The organism is Streptomyces sp. NPDC027663, from assembly GCF_055566415.1.
The window spans coordinates 386,685-409,235 of record NZ_JBVHSK010000006.1; the positions used below are offsets into that span (position 1 = coordinate 386,685).

The window sequence follows — 22,551 nt, forward strand, 5'->3', positions numbered from 1 at the left end:
TTTCCGGGGGTGTAAATCGGAAAATATGGCACATTAGAGAGAAAGCGGATGCATGACTTTTCGCACACGTCACACAGCGTGAGAGGGCGATCCGATGTCTGTAGTCGAGCAGTACGCGCGCGCCCACATCGTCACGGACGAGGAGGACCCGGGGGCCGTACCCGTCATGCTGCGGTACGACCCCGACTCCGATCCACGGTCGGTACGGGTCGGCCTGCCGGGGCCGCACGAGTGGATCTTCTCCCGTGCGCTGCTCGAACAGGGGCTGCGGGCACCGGCCGAGAGCGGCGACGTCCGCGTGTGGCCGTGCGGACGCGTCCAGGCCGTCGTCGAGTTCCACACCGATCACGGCGTCTCGGTGGTGCAGTTCGAGTCGAAGGCGCTGTTCCGCTTCCTCCGCCGCACCTACACCGTCGAGACCGTGCGCGGTCGCTCCACCGTACGCGGCTGATCAGCCGCCCATTCCGAGTAGCTTCGCCACGATCGGCCCGGCCGTGTCGCCGCCGTGGCCGCCCGCCTGGACCACGCCCGCCGCGGCGAGGTCGCCCCGGTAGGCGGTGAACCAGCCGTTGGGCTTCTTCTGTCCGTCCACCTCGGCCGAGCCGGTCTTCGCCCCGTAGTCCGGGCCGAGCCCCGCCATCGCCTCGGCGGCGGTGCCGTACGCGGCCGTGTACTGCATCAGCTCGCGCAGCTGGGAGACCGCCTTGGCCGGCAGGGTGCGCGAGGCGGTGGCCAGGGTGCGGTGGTCGACGGACGGCGACACCAGGTACGGCTGGTGGAAGGTGCCCGACTTCACGGTGGCCGCGACCGACGCCATGTTCAGCGGGTTCATGCGCACCCCGCCCTGCCCGATCAGCGAGGCCGCCATCTGCGCCGCGGACTGCACCGGCACGGAGCCGTCGAAGCTGGGCACACCGGTCGCCCAGTTGTTCATCGACAGTCCGAAGACCTGCTGCGCCTGCTTGGTCAGGTCGTCGTTCTTCAGCTTCTTCGCCTGGCTGATGAAGGCGGTGTTGCAGGAGCGGGCGAAGCTCGCCTTGAACGTGCCGCCCTTGATCTCGAAGTCGTCGTCGTTGTGGAACTTCCAGCCGCCGTAGGTGACCGTCTTCGGACAGGGGTGGTCCTTGTCCGCCGACGCCAGGTCCTTCTCGATCAGCAGCGACGACGTGATGATCTTCATCGTGGAGCCGGGCGCGAGCGAGCCCTGGAAGGCGGTGTTGAAGCCGTGCCCGCTGTTGGCCACGGCGAGGATCTCACCGGTCGAGGGACGCAGCGCGACCACCGAGGCCCGCGCCCGCTTGGCCACCTGCTGCTCGGCCGCCGCCTGCAGGGACGGGTCCAGCGTCGTCTTCACCGTGCCCGGCGTGCCCTTGCTCAGCTCCACGAGCGTCTTGTCGGAGAGCTTGGCCGTCCTGGCCGCCTTGCCGCGCACCACGCGCAGCTCGACGCCCGCCTTGCCGCCCGCCGTCTTGCCGTACTTCTCGCGCAGCCCGTCCAGCACGGTGCCCAGGGACGGGTACCGTGCCGCCGTCAGCTCGCCGCCGTCGCGGTCCAGCCCCTTGACGGGCGGGGTGCCCGATTCCCCGGTGACCAGCTTGTCGCCGTCCTTCAGGTCCGGGTGCACGACGGCCGAATGCCAGTCGACCAGCGGCTTGCCGTCGCTCGCCCGCCGTACGACGGTGAGCGAACTGCCGTACGCCAGCGGCTTGCTGAGGTTCTGGTAGGCCACCGTCGCCTTCACGGAGAACGGCACCTTGGTGCCCGCCGCCGTCCCCGCGGTGAGTGTGACGTCCTTCACATGGGCGGCCTTGGTGTAGCCGGTGAGCAGTTCGGCGGCGGCGGACGGGTCGTCGGTGGCGGCCGCCGCCTCGGTGACCTTGCCGTGCTGCCAGGCGGTGAGGAAGCGGGTCGTGGCCGTGCGGACCTCGGTCGCGGTGAGCGGGCCGCTGGGGACGGCCTTGTGTCCGGCCGTGGCGCCGGTCCGCTCGTCGGCCGCGGCCCCGCCGCCGTACAGCGCGTAGACGCCGAACCCGGCGCCGCCGACGACCACGGCGATCATTCCACCGAGTACGGCAGGACGGGTCCTGCGCCGTCCGTCGACACGCCTTCTCTTGCCCACAGCCTCAGTTCCTCCACGCCTTCCCCAGGGTCCCCGCAGCCCTCACACTCCCCAACGACGGCAATCACCTTAAAGTCCCCGCCTTCACGGGTGACGTCAGCCGGCATTCCGTAGCAGGCTTGCGACAATCGGCCCGGCCGCGTCGATGCCGTGCCCGCCGTCCTGGACCATCGCCGCCGCGGCCATGTCGCCCCGGTAGCCGGTGAACCAGCTGTCCGGCCTGGCCTCCCCGTCGACCTCCGCGGAACCGGTCTTCGCGCCGACGTCCCCGCGCAGCCCGGCCATCACGCCCGCCGCGGTGCCGCCGTGCGCGGTGCGGCTCATCATCGCGCGCAGCTGCCGGACCGTGGCCGGCGACAGCCCGCGCGCGCGTGCCGCCTTCCGGCCGTCCAGCGCCAGCGGCACGATCACGGGCTGGCGGAACGTTCCGGTCATCGCGGTCGCCGTGACGGAGGCCATGTTCAGGGGGTTCATCTGGACCTGGCCCTGGCCGATCAGGGCGGCCGCGGTGTCCGGGCCGCCCGATGCGGGGACCCGTCCGTCGAAGGAGGGCACGCCCACCTTCCAGTCCTGGCCGATCCCGAACCGCTCCTCGGCCTCCTTGGTGAGGGAGTCGACCTTCACCTCGTCCGCGAACTTCACGAACGCCGTGTTGCAGGAGCGGGCGAAGCTGTCGGCGAGCGAGGCGTGCTCGTCCGGCTGCAGGCCCTTGAGGTTGTGGAAGGTCTGGCTCTGCCAGACGGCCGACGGCGGGCAGGGCGCCGAGCCGCCGGCGGTGGTCAGGCCGTTGTCGATGAGGGTGGCCGCGCTGACGATCTTCATGGTGGAGCCGGGGGCGCGCGTGCCGAGGAAGGCCGCGTCGAAGCCGTCCAGGCGGTTGTTGGCGACGGCCAGGATCTCGCCGGTGCTCGGCTTGACGGCCACCACGGAGGACTCGGCGTGCTTCTCCACGGCCGCTTCGGCCGCCGCCTGCGCGCTCGCGCTGAGCGTCGTCCGCAGCTTGCCGGGCTTGCCCTTGACCAGGGTGAGGAGCGGGGTGTCCGCGGGCCGGCTGCCGTCCGCGGCGGCCTGGTGGCGGATCACGAGTTCCACCCCGGGCCGGCCGCCGGCCTTGTCGCCGTACCGGCGGCGCAACTCGTCCAGAATCGGACCGAGGGAGGGGTACTTCTCCCGCGTCACCACCGACCCGTCGCGGTCCACGGGCTCGATCTCCGGAGCCGCCGACTCGCCGGTGCTGAGCGTGTCGCCCCTGCGCAGGCGCGGGTGGACGACGGAGGGCTGCCAGTCGACCAGGGCGCGGTGCGAGGTCTCGCCGCGTACGACGGTCAGCTCGCTCCTGTAGGACAGGGGCCGGGAGGTGCCGTCGTACGACACCGTCGCCCCGACCGTGAACGGCACGGTGTCGCCGGTGGCCGGGCCGGGCGTGATGTGCACCTTGCCGATGTGCGCGCCGCCGCCGAAGGCATGCAGCAACTCGCGGGCCGCCTCGGGATAGTTCGTGTACGACGCCGCGGTCGCCGCGTCACCCTTCTCCCAGGCGGTGAAGAACGCGCCGGTCGCGTCCTTCACCTCGGCTCTGCTGGGCGGCCCCGTCTTCACGGACGCCGCGCCCCCCGTGCCGCCGTCGCCGCCGAGCGCGGACGCGATGTTGTAGAGCCCGTAACCGGCCCCGCCCAGCACCGTGACGCACACGCCGCCTATGACGGCCGCCTTCACCCCGTTGCGCATGCCGCGGATTCCCCTCCCGCCGACCCCTGTTGAACGCGTTCAAAAAGATGTCTCCGGAAGCACTGTAAGCGGTTGTGGTGCCGCTGCGACAGGGTTTCGCGGCTGTTGTGCGACAGGGGCGGCGACTGCCGGAACGCAGACCTCCCCCGTCAAGTCCCGAAGAGTCGTGCCATGACGGCGGCGGCGCGGCCGGGGCGCAATCGAAGTCCGGGCACCCGCCCGGGACAGCCGAGTCGTGGGAGTGAGTCCGATGCCGAACCGTCCTTCACCGCCATGGGGGGCCTTGGCCGCCGTCGCGTTCGTGATCCTGTTCGTCGCCTGCCTGACCTGGGCGCTGGGCGACGGCGTGGTCACCGGCACCTCCCTCGGCTGCCTGCTGAGCGGAGTCGGGGTGACGATGGCCGCGAGGCACGCCTTCCGTCAGGAGAACGGGCTGGAGCCCCCGGATCCCCCGGAACACGGGCTGCCCCCGCGACGCACCCGCCCGGCTAGACCCAGGTGTCCAGCCACATCCGCGACCGCCAGGAGTCGATCGGGATGGCCTGGCCGGTGTAGAGGGGCCAGAAGTAGATGAAGTTCCAGGCGATCAGCAGCACCAGGACGCCCGCCGCCGAGGCGCCGATCACGCGGCGGGTGTCGGAGGAGCCCGGCGGGCCGGTGATCGCGCCGATCATCATGGCCACCGCCAGGCACAGGAACGGCAGGAAGACGACCGCGTAGAAGAGGAAGATCGTCCGCTCCTGGTACAGGAACCAGGGCAGGTAGCCCGCCGCGATGCCGCAGGCGATCGCGCCGGCCCGCCAGTCGCGGCGGAACGCCCAGCGCCACAGCACGTAGCCGATCGCGAAGCAGGCCGCCCACCACAGCAGCGGTGTGCCGATCGCGAGGACCTCCCGGGCGCACTTCTGGCCCGCGTCCGCCGGGCAGCCGTCGGCGCCGGGGGAGGGCGACTCGTAGAAGTACGACACCGGGCGGCCCAGCACGATCCAGCTCCACGGGTTGGACTGGTAGGTGTGCGGCTGGTCGAGGTGGACGTGGAAGATGTACACCTCGTGCTCGTAGTGCCACAGGCTGCGCAGCCAGTCCGGCAGGAACGCCCAGGTGCCGCCCTTGCCGTCGGTGGCCGCCCAGTTGCGGTAGTAGCCGCCGGTGCCGTCGGACGGGGAGAGGATCCAGCCGGTCCAGGAGGCGACGTAGACCACCAGCGTTACCGGGACCGTCGCCAGGAAGGCGAGGCCGGTGTCGTACTTGAGGGTGGCGACGTACGGGTGGTACGCGCCGGCCACCTTGCGGGTGCCGACGTCCCACAGGACCGTCATCACGCAGAACGCGGCCAGGACGTACAGGCCGTTCCACTTCGTGCCGACGGCCAGGCCCAGCATCAGCCCGGCCCCCCAGCGCCACGGCCGCCACCCGAACCGGAAGGTGTCGGCGACCTGCGCGTCCGGCCGGACCCGGCCGTCCGGCCCGGCCGGCAGCGCGGCGGCCAGTCTCTCCCGCGCCCGGTCCCGGTCCACGACCAGACAGCCGAACGCGGCCACCACGAAGAACATCAGCACGCCGTCGAGCAGCGACGTCCGGCTCATCACGAAGTGCAGGCCGTCCACCGCCATCAGCGCTCCCGCGAGACAGCCCAGGAAGGTGGAACGGAACATCCGCCGCCCGATCCGGCACAGCAGCAGCACGCTCAGCGTGCCGAGCAGCGCCGTCATGAACCGCCAGCCGAACGGGTTGAACCCGAACATCAGCTCGCCGAGCCCGATGACGTACTTGCCGACCGGCGGATGCACCACGTAGGCCGGGTCCGTCGGGACCGCCAGATGGCCGTGCTGCTGCAGCACCAGGTCGTTGGCGCCCTTGCCGTACTTGTCCCAGCTGACCTCGAAACCGCGGTGGACGAGCGCCCAGGCGTCCTTCGCGTAGTACGTCTCGTCGAATATCACCGCGCGCGGGCTGCCCAGGTTCCAGAACCGCATCACGCCCGCCATCAGCGTCACCAGCAGCGGCCCGCCCCAGCCCGACCAGCGGGTGATCCGCTCGGCCAGGACCGGTGGCACGCCGAGCACCCGCCACAGCCGGGGACTCGGCTCGGCGTACGGCGGCACCAGCCGGTCGCGTACGTCGCCCGAGGGCGCGTCCGTGGCCGGTGCGTACCCGAATCGGCGCAGCCGCTGCTGCCACGACGGCCGCCGGTCTTGCGGCGTCCGGCCCTGCCGGAGGTCCATGGAGGACGCGGTACTGGTCACCGCGCCATCGTAGGGAACCGTTCTGTGCGAGTCCCGTGCATGTGCGGTACCGGTCGGGACACGGTCGGATTCCCCCGGCCGCCGGGCGCCCGGAGCCGGCCATGGAACTCCTGGGAGGATGGGGGTGTGACTGGAACCCTTGTCCTGGCAGGAACCCCCATCGGCGAGATCGCGGACGCGCCGCCCCGGCTCGCCGAGGAGCTGGCCGGCGCCGACGTGGTCGCCGCCGAGGACACCCGGCGGCTGCGCCGGCTCACCCAGGCGCTGGGCGTCACCCCCAAGGGGCGCGTGATCTCGTACTTCGAGGGCAACGAGTCCGCCCGCACCCCCGAGCTGGTCGAGGAGCTGCTCGGGGGCGCCCGCGTGCTGCTGGTGACCGACGCGGGCATGCCGTCCGTCTCCGACCCCGGGTACCGGCTGGTCGCCGCCGCCGTGGAGCGGGACATCCGGGTCACCGCGGTACCCGGCCCGTCCGCCGTGCTCACCGCGCTCGCCCTGTCCGGGCTGCCCGTCGACCGGTTCTGCTTCGAGGGCTTCCTGCCGCGCAAGACCGGTGAGCGGCTGTCCCGGCTGCGCGAGGTCGCGGGCGAGCGGCGGACCCTCGTCTACTTCGAGGCCCCGCACCGGCTCGACGACACCCTCGCCGCCATGGCCGAGGTCTTCGGCGCCGACCGCCGGGCCGCCGTCTGCCGCGAGCTGACCAAGACGTACGAAGAGGTACGGCGGGGCCCGCTGGCCGAGCTGGCGCGGTGGGCCGCGGAGGGTGTGCGCGGGGAGATCACCGTCGTGGTCGAGGGCGCCCCCGAGGCCGGGCCCGAGGAGGTCGACGCCGCGGAGCTGGTCCGCCGGGTCCGGGTGCGGGAGGAGGCCGGCGAGCGCCGCAAGGAGGCCATCGCGGCCGTGGCGGCGGAGGCCGGGCTGCCGAAGCGGGTCGTCTTCGACGCCGTGGTCGCGGCCAAGCGTGCCGGTGAGTGACGGCCGTCCGGCCGGGTAGCGCCGCCGGGGCGGGCTTCGTCGCGGGGTGCGGGTCCGCCGTGGCTCGTCGCGCAGTCCCCCGCGCCCCTTCAGGGTGCCTTCACCGTGCCGTTGCCCGCGTTCCTTCAGGGCGCCTTCACCGCGCTGCTGCCCGTGTCCCTCAGGGGCGCCTTCACCGTGCCGTCGCCGCGTCCCTTCAGGGTGCCGTGCCGTTCAGGGCATCGTGCCGCCCGCGTCCCTTCGGGGTGCCTTTACGCCGTTGCGGGCGCGCCGTCGGGGTGCCTCCGTGCGCCCCATGGGCGGGCAAAAGGCTGTCGTCGATGGCAAAGCCCAGGCGTCTCATCCGGAACGCTTCGGCAAGCGACGTCCAAATCGCCTCCAACACTCGACAGCCCTGATGCATTCGCTCCGGCGGAGGCATCCACTGGTCGAAGGGACCCACCCGCCCAACAGGGACGCCCCCGTCCAACAGGGAGCTGGCATGAGTGACATAGCAGGGCAAACCGGCCTCCGCGGTACGGCCACAGCCGTCGTTCACGAGTCCTATTCCTTCGCCTGCATGCGCTGCGGGCACGGCTGGGAACAGTCGTACGAGATAGAGCACCACACGGATGCCGAAGGGCATGACTTCGTGCTGTACGTGGCCGACGGCCGGGTCGTGCCGTCGCCGCTGAGCCGCCCGAGCTGCCACAACTGCGACGGTCACATCGTGCGGATCATGCGCGCGGGCCAGGTCTCGGCCGTGCGCGGCGCGGCGCGGCAGCACAGCGTGCCGCAGGCGGGCCCGGCCGAGGCACCGCAGGTGCCCGCACGGGCCGGCCAGTCGCACCACTGGCACCTGTCCGATCTGCTGCACCCCTTCCAGCGCAGGGCCAGCTGAACCGGTCACCCGTCTGCGCAGGCATGCCCCTTCCGTAGGATCGGGGCATGCCTTCGAACGCCGGCCCGAACTCCAAGGACGACAAGAACGCGGCTCCGCCGCTCCCGGCACCCCTCCAGGTGCCGGTCGCCGACTCCCACACCCACCTCGACATGCAGTCCGGCACCGTCGAGGAGGGCCTGGCGAAGGCCGCGTCGGTGGGCGTCACGACCGTCGTCCAGGTCGGCTGCGACATCAAGGGTTCGCAGTGGGCCGCCGAGATCGCCGCCGCGCACGACAGCGTCCACGCCACCGTCGCCCTCCACCCCAACGAGGGCCCGCGCATCGTCCACGGCGACCCCGACGGCTGGTCGAGGCAGGGTGCCCGGAAGCCGGGCGGCGACGCCGCGCTCGACGAGGCCCTCGCCGAGATCGACCGCCTGGCAGGCCTGCCCCAGGTCAAGGGCGTCGGCGAGACCGGCCTGGACTACTTCCGCACCGGCCCCGAGGGCAAGGCCGCCCAGGAACGCTCCTTCCGGGCCCACATCGAGATCGCCAAGCGGCACGGCAAGGCCCTGGTCATCCACGACCGCGACGCCCACGCCGACGTGCTGCGCATCCTCGAGGAGGAGGGCGCCCCCGAGCGCACCGTCTTCCACTGCTACTCCGGCGACGCCGACATGGCCGGGATCTGCGCCCGCGAGGGCTACTTCATGTCCTTCGCCGGCAACGTCACCTTCAAGAACGCCCAGAATCTGCGGGACGCGGTCGCCGTCGCCCCACTGGAACTGCTCCTCGTGGAGACCGACGCGCCCTTCCTGACCCCGGCGCCGTACCGCGGACGGCCCAACGCCCCGTATCTCATTCCGGTCACGGTCCGCGCGATGGCCGCCGTGCGCGGCATCGACGAGGATGCCCTGGCGACGGCGCTGGGTGCGAACACCGCCCGCGCCTTCGACTACTGAGCGTGCATAGATCATAACCGCCCGATAACGGCCGGCCCGGTACGCAACCGGTCCGGCCGCCACCGTGCGTAGTCGCGCCGCTTTGGAGAGTGACGGGTGTGCCGCTAGGTTCTGGGCCCGATCCGGACCCCTCTGGCCCCTCTGGAGCGTGTCGGCGTGAGCAATCCGCAGTACGAGACGTACGAGACGTACGAGGCGTACGGCCCCGAGCCCTCCGTGCACACCGCGGAGACCCTTCCGTACGGGCTGTACGAGGACACCTACCGGCCCGCCTACGAGGCCGAGGCCTACTACGTCACCGAACCGGCCCTGCCCGTGCCCCGGCAGACGAGGAGCACGCCCGAGACGATGCCGTACGAACCCGAGGCACCTGCGGAACCCGAGGCACCCGCGGCACCGGAGGCATCCGGGGAAGTCGGCGGCCGGGCCGGGCGCCGGCGCAGGAAGCGCTCCGCGGACCGCCCCGAATCCGCCGTGCGCCGCCTGCTGCCGCAGGCCCTCGTCGTGGCCTTCCTGGCCGGCGGCACCACCGCGTTCGTCGCCAAGGACAAGGCGGTCGAGCTGAGCGTCGAGGGCAGGCAGCGCTCCCTGCACACCTTCGCCGACGACGTGAGCGAGCTGCTCGCCGAAGAGGGCGTGCGGACCGGGGCGCACGACGTGATCGCGCCTGCCCCCGGCACGGCACTCACCAGCGGCGACGCGGTCGCGGTGCGGTACGGGCGCCCGGTACGGCTCACCCTTGACGGCCGGCCGCGCGAAGTGTGGACGACGGCGCACACGGTGGAAGGCGCGCTGGACGAGATGGGCGTGCGCGCCGAGGGCGCCTACCTGTCCACCTCGCGCTCGCAGCCCATCGGGCGCACCGGGCTGGCGCTCGACGTGCGCACCGAGCGCGCCGTCACGGTCATGGCGGACGGCCGGACCCGCACCATCCGCACCAACGCGGCCACCGTCCGCGAGGCCGTCGAGGAGGCGGGGATCACCCTGCGCGGCGAGGACACCACCTCCGTCCCGCCGGAGAGCTTCCCGCGCGACGGGCAGACGGTGACCGTGCTGCGGGTGACCGGCAGCCGGGAGATCCACGAGCAACAGATCCCGTTCGAGGTCGAGCGGACCGAGGACCCCTCCCTCTTCAAGGGCACCGAGGTCGTCGCCCAGCCCGGCCGGCCCGGACTGCGCCGGACCACCTACCTGGTGCGCAGCGTCAACGGGGTCCGGCAGAAACCGCGCCGCGAGAAGTCCGAGGTGGTGCGCAACCCGCGCAAGCAGGTGGTGAAGGTGGGCACCAAGCCCCGTCCGCACTCCGTGCACGGCGCCGACCACCTCGACTGGCGCGGGCTCGCTGCCTGCGAGTCCGGCGGCCGGCCGCACGCGGTCGACCCCTCCGGCACGTACGGCGGGCTCTACCAGTTCGACACCCGCACCTGGCAGAGCCTCGGCGGCAGCGGCCGTCCCCAGGACGCCTCGGCGGAGGAACAGACGTACCGGGCGAAGAAGCTGTACCTGCGACGGGGGGCGAGTCCCTGGCCGCACTGCGGGGCGCGGTTGCGGGGGTAACCGGCGGTGGTGCCGCCGTGCGGGCCGCGGTCTCGGGCGAAGCCGCAAACCCGGGGCGGGCACCCCGTCGGCGCGGGTGAGCGACGGTGGCTGCGGAGGTGGCCGGCCGTGGTGCCGCCGTGCGGGCCGCGGTCTCGGGCGAAGCCGCAAACCCGGGCCGGGCACCCCGTCGGCGCGGGTGAGCGGCTTCCCGGCACCGGCCCCCGCCCAGGACACCTGGCAACCCCCGCACGCACACCCCCGTACCCTTGTCCCGTGAGCAGCCCCACCCCCGACGCCCTCCTCGGCCCCGCCGACATCCGCGAACTCGCGGCTGCGCTCGGTGTCCGTCCCACCAAGCAGCGCGGTCAGAACTTCGTGATCGACGCCAATACGGTCCGCCGTATCGTCCGTACCGCCGAGGTCCGCCCCGACGACGTGGTCGTCGAGGTCGGCCCGGGGCTCGGTTCCCTCACCCTCGCGCTGCTGGAGGTCGCCGACCGGGTCACCGCCGTCGAGATCGACGACGTCCTGGCCGGCGCGCTGCCCGCGACCATCGCCGCGCGCATGCCCGGGCGCGCCGACCGTTTCGGGCTGGTCCACTCCGACGCGATGCACGTCACCGAGCTGCCCGGCCCCGCGCCCACGGCCCTGGTGGCGAACCTGCCGTACAACGTCGCCGTACCCGTGCTGCTGCACATGCTCGACACCTTCCCGAGCATCGAGCGGACACTGGTGATGGTGCAGTCGGAGGTCGCCGACCGGCTGGCCGCCACGCCCGGGAACAAGGTGTACGGCGTCCCCTCCGTCAAGGCCAACTGGTACGCCGAGGTGAAGCGGGCCGGGGCCATCGGACGCAACGTCTTCTGGCCCGCGCCGAACGTGGACAGCGGGCTGGTCTCCCTCGTCCGGCGCGCCGAGCCGCTCAAGACGACCGCTTCCAAGGGCGAGGTCTTCACGGTGATCGACGCGGCCTTCGCCCAGCGCCGCAAGACGCTGCGGGCCGCGCTCGCCGGCTGGGCCGGGTCCGCGGCGGCGGCCGAGGCGGCCCTCGTCGCGGCCGGGGTCTCCCCGCAGGCGCGCGGCGAGTCGCTGACCGTCGAGGAGTTCGCCCGTATCGCCGAGCACCGCGGTGTCCTCGCGGACCGTGGTGGCGAGAGCGCCCCGCAGGCCGGGTAAGCCTTCCGCCGAGCCCCGTCGACACCGCCCGTACAGCCCGTACCGCAAGGAGCCCGGTCAGCAGTGAGCGTCACGGTCCGCGTCCCCGCCAAGGTCAACGTCCAGCTCGCCGTGGGTGCCGCCCGCCCCGACGGGTTCCACGACCTCGCCAACGTCTTCCTCGCCGTCGGCCTGTACGACGAGGTCACCGTCACCCCTGCCGACGAGCTGCGCATCACCTGCGAGGGCCCGGACGCCGGCCAGGTCCCCCTGGACCGCACCAACCTCGCCGCGCGCGCGGCCCTCGCACTCGCCGGGCGCCGCGGCATCGAACCGGCCGTGCACATCCACATCGCCAAGGACATCCCGGTCGCCGGCGGCATGGCGGGCGGCAGCGCGGACGGCGCGGGCGCGCTGCTCGCCTGCAACACGCTGTGGGGCACGGGCGCCTCGCGGGCGGAGCTGCTCGCGATCTGCGCCGAACTGGGCAGCGACGTGCCGTTCAGCCTGGTCGGCGGGGCCGCTCTGGGGGTCGGGCGCGGGGAGCAGCTGACCGTCCTGGAGACCGGCGGCACCTTCCACTGGGTGTTCGCGATGGCCGAGCGGGGACTGTCCACGCCGGCGGTCTTCAGCGAGTTCGACCGGCTGGCCCAGGGGCGGGACATTCCGGAGCCGGTGGCTTCGGCGGAACTGCTGGAGGCGCTGGCGAAGGGGGACGCGGAGGCGCTGGCCGCCTCCGTCTCCAATGACCTTCAGCCTGCGGCGCTCTCCCTCTTCCCGGAACTGGCGGACACGCTGGAGGCGGGGCGCGGCGGCGGTGCCCTCGCCACGCTGGTGTCCGGGTCCGGGCCGACCACGGCCTTCCTCGCGCCAGATGCCGGGTCCGCGGAGAAGGTGGCGCAGGCCCTGCGGGCGTCGGAGACCTGCCGGACGGTACGGACTGCGGCGGGGCCGGTGGCGGGGGCGACGGTTCTCTGAGACATCGCAGGGGACCGGGAAGTCACGTTCGACGACCCTGTCCGCTTCGCGGGCCGGCCGGTGCGAGTGGCCGAGACCGCCCCCCACCGTCGCGCTGTCCGTCGGGAATCATCGAGGATGGCGGCATGACAGGGGAAGCAGACGAGGTCGTTCTGAGCAAGCAGGATCTTCGTGCGGTCACCGCGTTCGCCGCGGCTTCGGCGGAGGTCGTGCTGGAGATATTCGAGGCTGATCAGCCGGACGACTCGCGGCCTCGGGATGCCATCGGTGCGGCGTGGGCATTCGCCCGGGGCGGCGAGCGCGGAAAATCCCTGCGCGACACAGCGTCGGCGGCCCTCAAGGCAGCCAAGAGCGCGCAGACTGCGGCTGCGCGCGAGGCAGCGTGGGCAGCGATGTCTGCGGCAGGCGCCGCTTACCTGCATCCGCTGGCCAAGGCCACCCAGGTCAAGCACATTCTCGGAGCCGGCGCCTACGCAGCCAGAGCGGCCGAACTCGTCGCCGACGACGACCGGAGCGTCGGTGCCGCACACCTCGGACGGACGGTGCGTCGTGCAACACCGGCCGTGGTCGACGTACTCAAACGCTTCCCGACGGCGCCGGACGGCGGCGGACGGGTTGGCGAGTTGATCCGCATCCTGGACGCGGACCTGCGCTCGCTCACCCTCACCGAGTAACCCTCAGCGCCCAGGTGGCGCTGCCCCGACGAGGGCCGCCGAGCGCGGCCGCGGTCAGCCCGGTGTGCGGCGGCAGATCCGGCAGCGTGAACAGGTCGTCCACGGTGCAGCCGTCGATCAGGTCACCACGAAGAGTGACCGCCCCCTCGCCCTCCGCCCCCACCCCCCGAGGCCCTACGCTAGAAGGCTGACCCCCGCGGCTGAGCCGCATGCCGACACAGCCCCGCGCACAGGAGTGAAATGGCCGTCAACCTGGTCAATGTCGAGAACGTCAGCAAGGTGTACGGCACCCGTGCCCTGCTGGACGGCGTCTCGCTCGGTGTGCAGGAAGGGGACCGGATCGGCGTCGTCGGGCGCAACGGCGACGGCAAGACCACCCTCATCCGGATGCTCGCCAAGCTGGAGGAGGCCGACACCGGACGGGTGACGCACTCCGGCGGGCTGCGGCTCGGCGTGCTCACCCAGCACGACTCCCTCGACCCCGCCGCCACCGTCCGCCACGAGGTCATCGGCGACATGGCCGACCACGAGTGGGCGGGCAACGCCAAGGTGCGGGATGTCTTGACCGGGCTGTTCGGGGGGCTGGACCTGCCCGGGTTCCCGAAGGGCCTCGACACCGTCATCGGACCGCTGTCCGGTGGCGAGCGGCGCCGTATCGCACTCGCCAAGCTGCTCATCGAGGAGCAGGAGCTGCTCGTCCTGGACGAGCCCACCAACCACCTGGACGTGGAGGGCATCTCCTGGCTCGCGAAGCACCTGCAGAACCGGCGCTCGGCGCTGGTGTGCGTGACGCACGACCGGTGGTTCCTGGACCAGGTCTGCACCCGCATGTGGGACGTGCAGCGCGGCGACGTCTACGAGTACGAGGGCGGCTACTCCGACTACGTCTTCGCGCGTGCGGAGCGCGAGCGGATCGCCGCCACCGAGGAGGCCAAGCGGCAGAACCTGATCCGCAAGGAGCTGGCCTGGCTGCGGCGCGGCGCGCCCGCCCGTACCTCCAAGCCGCGCTTCCGGGTCGAGGCCGCCAACGAGCTGATCGCGGACGTGCCGCCGCCCCGGGACAGCAGCGAGCTGATGAAGTTCGCCTCCTCGCGGCTCGGCAAGACCGTCTTCGACCTCGAGGACGTCACCGTGCAGGCCGGCCCGAAGGTGCTGCTCAAGCACGTCACCTGGCAGCTCGGCCCCGGTGACCGCATCGGCCTCGTCGGGGTGAACGGCGCCGGGAAGACCTCGCTGCTGCGGGCCATGGCCGAGGCCGCCCGCACCGAGGGCGAGGCGCAGCCCGCCGGCGGCCGTGTCGCCGTCGGCAGGACGGTCAAGCTCGCCTACCTCTCCCAGGAGGTCGCCGAACTCGACCCCACCTGGCGGGTGCTGGAGGCCGTGCAGCGGGTCCGTGAGCGCGTCGATCTCGGCAAGGGGCGCGAGATGACGGCCGGGCAGCTGTGCGAGACCTTCGGCTTCAACAAGGACAAGCAGTGGACTCCGGTGGGCGACCTCTCCGGTGGTGAGCGTCGGCGGCTGCAGCTGCTGCGGCTCCTCATGGACGAGCCCAACGTGCTCTTCCTGGACGAGCCCACCAACGACCTCGACATCGAGACCCTCACCCAGCTCGAGGACGTCCTCGACGGCTGGCCCGGTTCGATGGTCGTCATCTCCCACGACCGGTTCTTCGTGGAGCGCACCACGGACCGGGTGTTCGCCCTTCTCGGGGACGGCGCCCTGCGGATGCTGCCGCGCGGGATCGACGAGTACCTGGAGCGGCGGCAGCGCATGGAGGAGGCGGTCGCCGCGCAGGCCACCGCCACGGCGCCCAGGCCGGCCACCACGGAGAAGAGCGCCGCCGACCAGCGTGCCGCGAAGAAGGAACTCCAGAAGATCGAGCGCCAGTTGGACAAGCTCTCGGAGAAGGAGACCAAGCTGCACGCCCAGATCGCCGAGAACGCCACCGACTTCGCGAAGGTCGCCGAACTGGACGCCCAGCTGCGGGACTTGACCGGGGAGCGGGAGGAACTGGAGCTGCGGTGGCTGGAACTGGCGGAGGACGCCTGACCTCCCCCCGTAGCTCGCACAAGGGGCGCGTGCGCCGTGTGAAGGGGGCGTGAAGGCGCATAACAAGGGCATCACGGGCCGGTCCTCCCTTGGGAACAGGGGAGGGCGCGGCCCCCTGTGCTGTCTGCCCCGGGTGATAGAAAGGGCCGTCTGAGAACTGTCTGAGTACGACCTTGGGTCCGTGAACGAACCTCAGGGCGTGGCTAAAAATCAGTGAACGAGGGGGAAGAGCGCTGATGACTCAGCCGCCCAACCAGCCGCCGCAGAGCGGTTTCGGAGCGCCGCAGGACCAGCCGCCGCAGGGCGAGGGTTCCGGTGCCCCGCAGACACCACCGGCCCAAGGCGGCTTCGGTGCTCCGCAGACCCCGCCCGCGCAGGGCGGCTTCGGTGCTCCGCAAACCCCGCCGGCACAGGGCGGTTTCGGTGCGCCCCAGACCCCGCCGGCACAGGGCGGTTTCGGGGCGCCCCCGCCGCCCGCCGGCCCGCCGCAGCAGCCCCAGCCGGGTTACGGCTACCCCCAGCAGCCGGGCCCTTACGCCGCCACCCAGGGCCCCTACGGCTACCCGCAGCAGCAACCGCAGCAGCCGGGCCCCTACGCCGGCCCCCAGGCCGGCTACGGCCACCCGCAGCAGCCGCCGTACCCGGCCGCGCCCGGCGGCGGCGCGCAGGGCGCCCGGAAGAAGACGGCGCTGATCATCGGCGCCGCGGTGGCCGCGCTGCTCGTCATCGGCGGCACCGTGTACGCGGTCACCGGCGGCGACGGCGACGAGGGCCGGAAGAAGCCCGTCGCCCAGCAGAGCGACGACCCCAAGCACTCCGCCACCAGTTCGCCGTCGGCGTCCACCGCCGGCGGCGCCGACCCGGAGAACCTCAACGGAGGCCGTCAGCCCGGTGAGGCCAAGGTGCTCTGGTACAAGCCGGCACCGGACGCCCCGGCCTCGGGTGCCGACGCGCCCGGCATGTGGATCAGCGGCGACACGGCGGTGAAGGCGGCCTACAAGCAGGTCTTCGCTTTCGACGCCGGTGACGGGCAGACCGCCTGGGGGCCGATCGACTTCCCGCAGAAGATCTGCTCGGCCACCCCGCAGAAGTCGGCCGACGGCAAGATCGTCGTCGCCTACATGAACGGCGGCAGCGACCGCGCCAAGTGCAACCAGCTTCAGCAGATCGATCTGGCCACCGGCGAGAAGGGCTGGAGCGGCGAGGTCGCCGACGGCGGGCTGTTCGACAGTGCGCTCAGCGTCGAACTCACGGTCAGCGGCAAGACGCTGATGGTGGGCCGTTCCCAGTCGGGCACGGCGTACGACATCGGCACCGGCAAGAAGCTGTACGACAAGAAGAAGTACGGCGCGGCCTGCTTCCCGGCGGCGTTCGCCGGCGGCACGAACCGGCTGATCCAGGTCGCCTCCTGCGGCGCCGGCACCGGCAGCGAGCACGAGGAGATCCAGGAGCTGGACCCGGCGACCGGCAAGGTCCGCTGGACCCAGCAGGTCAAGAAGGGCTGGGAGGTGTCCCGGACCTACTCGGTCGACCCGCTCGTGGTCTATCTGACCAACCGGGAGAAGAAGGCCTGGAACATCTCCACCTTCACCAAGGACGGCAAGTTCCGCTCCGAGGTCAAGGTGAACGAGAAGTTCGCCCCCCGCTGCGGCTGGGCGGTCCTCGAACGCGAGCTGCAGGGCTGCCAGGGCGTCGCGGTCGACGCCGACACGCTCTACCTGCCCACCGACTCCACCATCAGCGCCAACGAGGTCGTCGCGATCAGCCTCGCCAACGGCAAGGAGAAGTGGCGGGTGAAGTCCCCCGGGGACCGGCCGATGGCGCCGGTGAAGGCCGAGGGCGGCAAGCTCATCGCCTACGTGCAGCCGTCGTACGACACGGGCGGCCAGGTGGTCTCGGTTCCGGTCGGCGGCTCCTCCCACAAGACCACCAGGCTGCTGCAGCACCCGGAGGGTGCCGCCGACTTCGAGAACGCCTTCTACGACGGTGTCGTCGACTGGACGGACGGGCGGTTCTACATCTCCTCGGGCCGGCTGTCCGGCGACGACGACTCGAAGGAGAAGCTGATCATGGCCTTCGGCAACTGAGCCCGGGGCGCCCCACCGGCTTCCCTCTCCGTTCCTTCCGAGTCCCTGCGCCGTACGGCCCTTCCGAGCGTCCCCGAGGTATCCGCGCCATGACCCAGCCACCCCCGCCGCCCCCGAACCAGCCCCCCGGCCAGCCCCCGCAGCCCCCCAACCAGCCCCCGCAGCCGCCGGCCCAGCCCCCGCAGGCCCCCCAGGCCCCACAGCCCGGCTACGGCTACCCACAGCCCGCGTCCGCGCCGCCGCCGGCCCAGCCCGGCTACGGCTACCCCGGCGGCGCACAGCAGAACCCGTACGCCCAGCAGCCCCCGGCCCACGGCCAGGCCGCCGGCTACGGCGCCCAGCCGCAGAACCCCTACGCGCAGCCGACGCAGCCCATGCACGCCCAGGCCCCGCAGCCGGGCTACGGCTATCCGGGCCAGGGCCAGCCGGTCACCATGCCGATGCAGCCGCAGCCGGGTACGGGCGGCGGCGGGCGGAACAACACCGTGCTGTTCATCGTCGTCGCGGCGGTCGTCGCCATCGCGCTGATCATCGGCGGCGGCATCTGGTACGCCAAGTCCTCCGGGGACGACGGCAAGCGCGACGACACGGCCTCCTCCAGCGGTGGCGACGGCGGCAAGAACGGCGCCTCCGGGGGCCCCTCCGGCGGTGGCGGCAAGGAGAAGGTGCCGGACAACCCGGCCTCCCGGATGTTCCTCCAGGTGCCGCTGCCCAAGTCCGACGACACGGTCGTCACCTCGGGGTCGTGGCTGACGGACTCGGTGTACGCCAAGAGCGGCATCGCCGAGATCATCGGCTACGACCCGGCCAAGGGCACCAAGCTGTGGACGATCAAGCTCCCCGGCCCGGTCTGCGCGGCCAGCAGCAAGGTCAACGCGGACGGACGGACCGCGGTCGCCTTCCAGCCGAAGATGCCCGCGAAGGGCTCCTCGGCGGGCTGCAGCCAGGTCGCCGCGATCGACCTCGCCGCGGGGAAGAAGCTGTGGACGCGGTCCGTCAAGTCCGGTGACTACCCGGTCACCTTCCAGAACGTGACGGTCGCTCAGGACACCGTCGCCGTCGGCAGCTACGAGGGCGGAGCCGCGTTCGACGTCGAGACCGGCAAGGCGCTGTGGCAGCCGAAGCCGGACGACACCTGCTTCGACGCGGGCTACGGCGGCGGCGCCAAGCTGGTCGCGGTGCGCAAGTGCGGCCAGTACGACGACCGGCAGCTGCACATCCAGACCATCGACCCGAAGAGCGGGAAGGTGATCTCCGAGTACAAGATGCCCGACGGCATCGAGGACGCCGCCCTCGTCTCCACCGACCCGCTGGTGGTCGCGGCCGACGCGGGTGACAACGCCGGCAGCAGCGGCGTCTCGGACTACTTCTCGGTCGACAACAAGACCGGCAAGCTGCTCGCCCGCATCTCCTCGCCCGGCGACACCTACGCGGGCCGCTGCGACACCTCGCGCATCGACGGCTGCCGGCAGATCGTCGCCGGCAACGGCAGGCTGTACCTGTCGACCGAGGAGCACGACGGCTCGGGCGAGTACAGCAAGACCAACGAGATCGTGGCCTTCGACCTCAAGACCGGCAAGCCGACCGGCCAGCGGGCCGAGGCAGGCAACGGCTACACGCTCTCCCCGCTGCGCATGGACGGCGGCAACCTCATCGCCTACAACGAGCCCCCCTACGACAAGGGCGGCCAGGTCGTCAGCATCGACGGCGGTTCGTTCAAGATGAGCAAGCTGCTGGAGAACCCCGGCACGCGGAACGTGCGCGAGGCGGAGACCGGCCTGCTGCCGGACTACGCGGAGCTGCTCTTCGGCAACGGCCGGCTGTTCATGTCGGCCGTGTACGCCCACAAGTCCAGTTCCTCGTACGGCAAGGAGTACCTGGTGGTGGCGTTCGGCCCCGGCGACTGAGCCGGCGCCGGCGCTGGTCGCCGGTCTCCCCCGAATGGGTGACTTGCCGAGAAGTGCCCCGGATTTCATCGATCCGGGGCACTTCTCATCAAGAGGGGCAGCGCGACGTCGAACAAGCGTGTAGCTTCCGGGGGCATGAAGGGCGGGGGCGCCGGGGGGTCTGGGGGGTTTCTCTATGGGAGTGCGGCTCATGGTCGTCGACGACCATCGCCTGCTCGCGGAGGCGCTGGCGTCGGCGCTCAAGCTGCGCGGGCACCGGGTGCTCGCCGCGGCGGCACCGGCCGCGGGCGCGGCGGATCTGGTGATCGCGCGGGCGCCCGAGGTGTGCCTGCTGGGCACGGCCGCGCCGGCCGAGCCGGGGGTCTTCGACCCCGTGGTGAAGATCAAACGGGACCGGCCGCAGGTTGCGGTGCTGGTGCTCGGCCCGGTGCCGTCGCCGCGCGGGATCGCGGCGGCCTTCGCCGCGGGGGCGTCGGGGTACGTACGGCACGACGAGCGGATCGAGGGCGTCGAGCGGGCCATCATGAAGGCCCGGGCCGGTGAGGCGGCGGTGGCACCGCAGCTGCTCCAAGGCGCCTTCGGCGAGCTGCTGAATCCCGCGGCCCAGCCCGACGACGAGGCTCAGCGGCTGCTGGAGATGCTGACGCCGCGGGAGGTGGAGGTGCTGGTGCGGGTGGCCGACGGCGAGGACACGCGGCTGATCGCGGCGGGGATGGGGATCGCGCCGAGCACGGCCCGTACGCATGTGCAGCGTGTCCTGATGAAGCTGGGCGTCGGGTCACGGCTGGAGGCGGCGGCACTGGCCGCACGCACGGGTTTGCTGGAGCGCGCGGGTTCCCTGCGGGGCCCAGCCACCGAATAGGCACCGGTGCTGGTGCCGGGAGGGGCGTGAAGGCGCCCGTCAGGGGCGCGGGGAACTGCGCGGGCAGCTCCCGCGCGCCCGCGGTCGGCGTGCGGCCCGCAGTGCAGCGGCGGGCCCCCGGCCTCCGGCGTTACTCCGCCCGCTCCTCCGGCAAGCCCTCCGGAGGAAGCGGCGGGGGAGTGGGCCGCAGCTTCAGCCAGGCCAGGAAGAAGATGCCCAGGAGCAGCATGCCGATCCCGGTCCACAGGTTGATGTTGACGCCCTCGGCCTTGTCGATCGCGGCCTGGGAGTCGGTGATCCCGGTGATCGTGACGATGACGCCGTACACCACGAACAGGCCGCCGATGATGCGGCGCAGGTCGAAGATGCGGGCCGCGGTCGCCGACTTGCTCTCCAGCTCGGAGACCTCCCGCTGGACGTCCTCCTCGGTGTAGTGCAGAGGACGACGGGGACGTTCAGGATGCTCGGTCATGGTTTCCTCGATCCTCCCGCGTCAGAACGAGAACGGGATGTAGCAGATGGCGGCCAGGACGACCGCGCCCCAGCCCAGCAGGGCCGGCTTGCGGTACCAGGCCTCGTCACCGGCGGCGGGCGGTTCGGACATGCCGGGGGAGTGGGTGCCGTAGACCAGGCCCCGGAGCTCCTCGACCGGCTTCGGCTCGGTGAACAGGGACACCGCGACCATCACCACCGCGCCGGCGACGAAGCCCGCGATCGCGGAGACGAAGTTGGCGCCCATGTCGGACGGGATGGAGATGATGTCCTTCTTCCAGAGGACGAAGTAGTTGATCATCGCAGCCGTGGTTCCGGCCAGCAGGCCCCAGAACCCGGACTTGGCCGAGGCGCGCTTCCAGAACATGCCGACGATGAAGACGACGAACATCGGCACGTTGAAGAAGGAGAACAGCGTCTGCAGGTAGCTCATGATGTTCGGGAACGAGGACGCCAGGAACGCCGAGCCGACGGAGGCGCAGACGCCGATCACGGTGATCAGGCGGCCGAACCGCACGTAGTAGCCGTCCTCGCGGCCGCGCACCACGTACTTCGCCCAGATGTCGTTGGTGAACACGGTGTTGAAGGACGACACGTTCGCGGCCATGCCCGCCATGAAGGCCGCCAGCAGACCGGTGACGGCGATGCCGAGCACGCCGTTGGGCAGCAGCTCCTGCATCAGGTAGGGGATGGCGTCGTTGTACTGATAGCCGGAGTCGGCGGTGCCGAACTTCGGGACGATCGCGGCGGCGACCAGGCCCGGGATCATCACCAGGAAGACGATGAAGATCTTCGGGTAGGCGGCGATCAGCGGGGTGCGCTGCCCGGCGGAGAGGTTCTTCGCCGACAGGGCGCGCTGCACCTCGGCGAAGTTGGTGGTCCAGTAGCCGAAGGAGAGCACGAAGCCGAGGCCGAGGACGATGGTCAGCCAGTTGGCGCCGAGCGGATTGGCCGAGCCGATGCCGGTGCCGCCCCAGGCGGTGGTGAAGTCGGCGCCGTGGCTCGCGGTGAGCTTGTCGGTCAGCCCGCCCCAGCCGCCGGCCTTCTTCAGGCCGAGCACGGTGATCGGGATGAGGGCGGCGAGGATCACGAAGAACTGCAGCACCTCGTTGTAGATCGCCGAGGAAAGCCCGCCGAGGGTGATGTACGCGAGCACGAAGGCGCCGGCGACGACGATGGCGACCCACTGCGGCCAGCCGAGCAGGGCCTCGACGACGATCGCGAGGGCGTAGAGGTTGACGCCGGCGATCAGGATGGCGGCGACCGCGAACAGGATCGAACTGAGCAGGTGGGCGGCCCGGTCGAAGCGCAGCAGCAGGAACTCGGGGACCGAGCGGACCTTGCTGCCGTAGTAGAAGGGCATCATCACCAGGCCCAGGAAGACCATGGCGGGGATGGCGCCGATCCAGTACCAGTGGACGGTGTAGGCGCCGTACTGGGCGCTGTTCGCGGCCATCCCGAGGATCTCGGTGGCCGCCAGGTTCGCCGAGATGAAGGCGAGGCCGGTGATCCAGGCGGGCAGCGAGCGTCCGGACAGGAAGAAGTCGAGGCTGGTCTTGACCGAGCGGCGGGCGGCCAAGCCGATGCCGAGCACGACGACGAAGTAGATCGCCAGGATCGTGTAGTCCAGCCAGTTGGTGGGGAGCCGTAGCTCCGCCGCCAGATGGATGGGGGCTTCTGTGGGGGTTTGCATGAGAACTCGCTTCGTTGCGCGAACTGATCCAGAGCGGAACCTACGCCTCTGTGTTCAGAATCTGAACACTTCTGTTGGTGTCCTTTGTTTGATTGTGATCGACCGGAGTGTTGTCGAGTTGTGGTTTGTTATGTTTGGTTGTGTTGAGTGATTGGGTGCGGGACGTAGAGGAGTCCGGCGTGAAGAAGACCTCGACCCGGCTGGCCGACGGTCGTGAGCTGAT

18 protein-coding genes are annotated in these 22,551 nt (G+C 71.5%); 12 read left to right on the forward strand and 6 right to left on the reverse strand.

Annotated features, from left to right (window positions below; all coding sequences use genetic code 11):
• The first annotated feature begins 94 nt into the window (after window positions 1–94).
• The gene (locus ACZ4SF_RS19595; protein WP_468385741.1) at window positions 95–451 is read left to right on the forward strand and encodes an SsgA family sporulation/cell division regulator; all 357 of its coding nucleotides are present in this window, start codon (window positions 95–97) and stop codon (window positions 449–451) included.
• Here the strand turns inward: ACZ4SF_RS19595 and ACZ4SF_RS19600 are convergent, their stop codons facing one another.
• The 3 genes from ACZ4SF_RS19600 to ACZ4SF_RS19610 form a co-directional block, all read right to left on the reverse strand.
• Entirely contained in the window at window positions 452–2,119 is a 1,668-nt protein-coding gene (locus ACZ4SF_RS19600) for a penicillin-binding transpeptidase domain-containing protein (RefSeq protein ID WP_468385744.1), read from the reverse strand.
• Between the two features lie 96 nt (window positions 2,120–2,215).
• Window positions 2,216–3,847 (reverse strand): penicillin-binding transpeptidase domain-containing protein, encoded by a 1,632-nt coding sequence (locus ACZ4SF_RS19605; protein WP_468385746.1) that lies wholly within the window; start codon window positions 3,845–3,847, stop codon window positions 2,216–2,218.
• 488 nt (window positions 3,848–4,335) lie between these two features.
• Window positions 4,336–6,093: a dolichyl-phosphate-mannose--protein mannosyltransferase gene (locus ACZ4SF_RS19610; RefSeq protein ID WP_468385749.1), complete on the reverse strand. Its 1,758-nt coding sequence runs from the start codon at window positions 6,091–6,093 to the stop codon at window positions 4,336–4,338.
• A gap of 126 nt (window positions 6,094–6,219) precedes the next feature.
• Between ACZ4SF_RS19610 and rsmI the strand changes: the two genes are divergently transcribed.
• From rsmI to ACZ4SF_RS19645, 7 genes are all read left to right on the forward strand, one after another.
• Window positions 6,220–7,068, forward strand: a complete 849-nt coding sequence (gene rsmI, locus ACZ4SF_RS19615) for a 16S rRNA (cytidine(1402)-2'-O)-methyltransferase (protein WP_468385752.1) — start codon at window positions 6,220–6,222, stop codon at window positions 7,066–7,068.
• 481 nt (window positions 7,069–7,549) lie between these two features.
• Complete coding sequence (locus ACZ4SF_RS19620; protein WP_468385755.1) at window positions 7,550–7,948, forward strand: hypothetical protein; 399 nt, start codon at window positions 7,550–7,552, stop codon at window positions 7,946–7,948.
• A gap of 47 nt (window positions 7,949–7,995) precedes the next feature.
• A complete protein-coding gene (locus ACZ4SF_RS19625; protein ID WP_468385757.1) occupies window positions 7,996–8,892 on the forward strand; it encodes a TatD family hydrolase in 897 nt (298 codons plus the stop codon).
• A 156-nt stretch (window positions 8,893–9,048) separates the two neighbouring features.
• Window positions 9,049–10,449: a ubiquitin-like domain-containing protein gene (locus ACZ4SF_RS19630; RefSeq protein ID WP_468385759.1), complete on the forward strand. Its 1,401-nt coding sequence runs from the start codon at window positions 9,049–9,051 to the stop codon at window positions 10,447–10,449.
• Between the two features lie 255 nt (window positions 10,450–10,704).
• Window positions 10,705–11,607 (forward strand): 16S rRNA (adenine(1518)-N(6)/adenine(1519)-N(6))-dimethyltransferase RsmA, encoded by a 903-nt coding sequence (gene rsmA / locus ACZ4SF_RS19635; RefSeq protein WP_468385762.1) that lies wholly within the window; start codon window positions 10,705–10,707, stop codon window positions 11,605–11,607.
• 63 nt (window positions 11,608–11,670) lie between these two features.
• Window positions 11,671–12,564, forward strand: coding sequence for a 4-(cytidine 5'-diphospho)-2-C-methyl-D-erythritol kinase (locus ACZ4SF_RS19640; RefSeq protein WP_468385764.1), 894 nt, complete (start codon window positions 11,671–11,673; stop codon window positions 12,562–12,564).
• Between the two features lie 125 nt (window positions 12,565–12,689).
• Entirely contained in the window at window positions 12,690–13,238 is a 549-nt protein-coding gene (locus ACZ4SF_RS19645; protein ID WP_468385767.1) for a putative immunity protein, read from the forward strand.
• Here ACZ4SF_RS19645 and ACZ4SF_RS19650 read toward each other — a convergent pair.
• A complete protein-coding gene (locus tag ACZ4SF_RS19650) occupies window positions 13,228–13,401 on the reverse strand; it encodes a hypothetical protein (RefSeq protein WP_468385770.1) in 174 nt (57 codons plus the stop codon). The genes ACZ4SF_RS19645 and ACZ4SF_RS19650 overlap by 11 nt on opposite strands.
• A gap of 77 nt (window positions 13,402–13,478) precedes the next feature.
• Here ACZ4SF_RS19650 and ACZ4SF_RS19655 point away from each other — a divergent pair, with 77 nt between their 5' ends.
• From ACZ4SF_RS19655 to ACZ4SF_RS19670, 4 genes are all read left to right on the forward strand, one after another.
• The gene (locus ACZ4SF_RS19655) at window positions 13,479–15,287 is read left to right on the forward strand and encodes an ABC-F family ATP-binding cassette domain-containing protein (RefSeq protein WP_468385773.1); all 1,809 of its coding nucleotides are present in this window, start codon (window positions 13,479–13,481) and stop codon (window positions 15,285–15,287) included.
• Between the two features lie 236 nt (window positions 15,288–15,523).
• Window positions 15,524–17,374 (forward strand): outer membrane protein assembly factor BamB family protein, encoded by a 1,851-nt coding sequence (locus ACZ4SF_RS19660; protein ID WP_468385776.1) that lies wholly within the window; start codon window positions 15,524–15,526, stop codon window positions 17,372–17,374.
• An 89-nt stretch (window positions 17,375–17,463) separates the two neighbouring features.
• The gene (locus tag ACZ4SF_RS19665) at window positions 17,464–19,281 is read left to right on the forward strand and encodes an outer membrane protein assembly factor BamB family protein (RefSeq protein WP_468385779.1); all 1,818 of its coding nucleotides are present in this window, start codon (window positions 17,464–17,466) and stop codon (window positions 19,279–19,281) included.
• A 175-nt stretch (window positions 19,282–19,456) separates the two neighbouring features.
• Window positions 19,457–20,143 (forward strand): helix-turn-helix transcriptional regulator, encoded by a 687-nt coding sequence (locus ACZ4SF_RS19670; RefSeq protein WP_468385782.1) that lies wholly within the window; start codon window positions 19,457–19,459, stop codon window positions 20,141–20,143.
• Window positions 20,144–20,273: 130 nt separating this feature from the next.
• On the opposite strand, the gene ACZ4SF_RS19675 is transcribed toward ACZ4SF_RS19670, so the two are convergent.
• Window positions 20,274–20,615: a hypothetical protein gene (locus ACZ4SF_RS19675; protein WP_468385785.1), complete on the reverse strand. Its 342-nt coding sequence runs from the start codon at window positions 20,613–20,615 to the stop codon at window positions 20,274–20,276.
• A gap of 21 nt (window positions 20,616–20,636) precedes the next feature.
• Complete coding sequence (locus ACZ4SF_RS19680; RefSeq protein WP_468385787.1) at window positions 20,637–22,328, reverse strand: sodium:solute symporter family protein; 1,692 nt, start codon at window positions 22,326–22,328, stop codon at window positions 20,637–20,639.
• Window positions 22,329–22,551 lie beyond the last annotated feature (223 nt).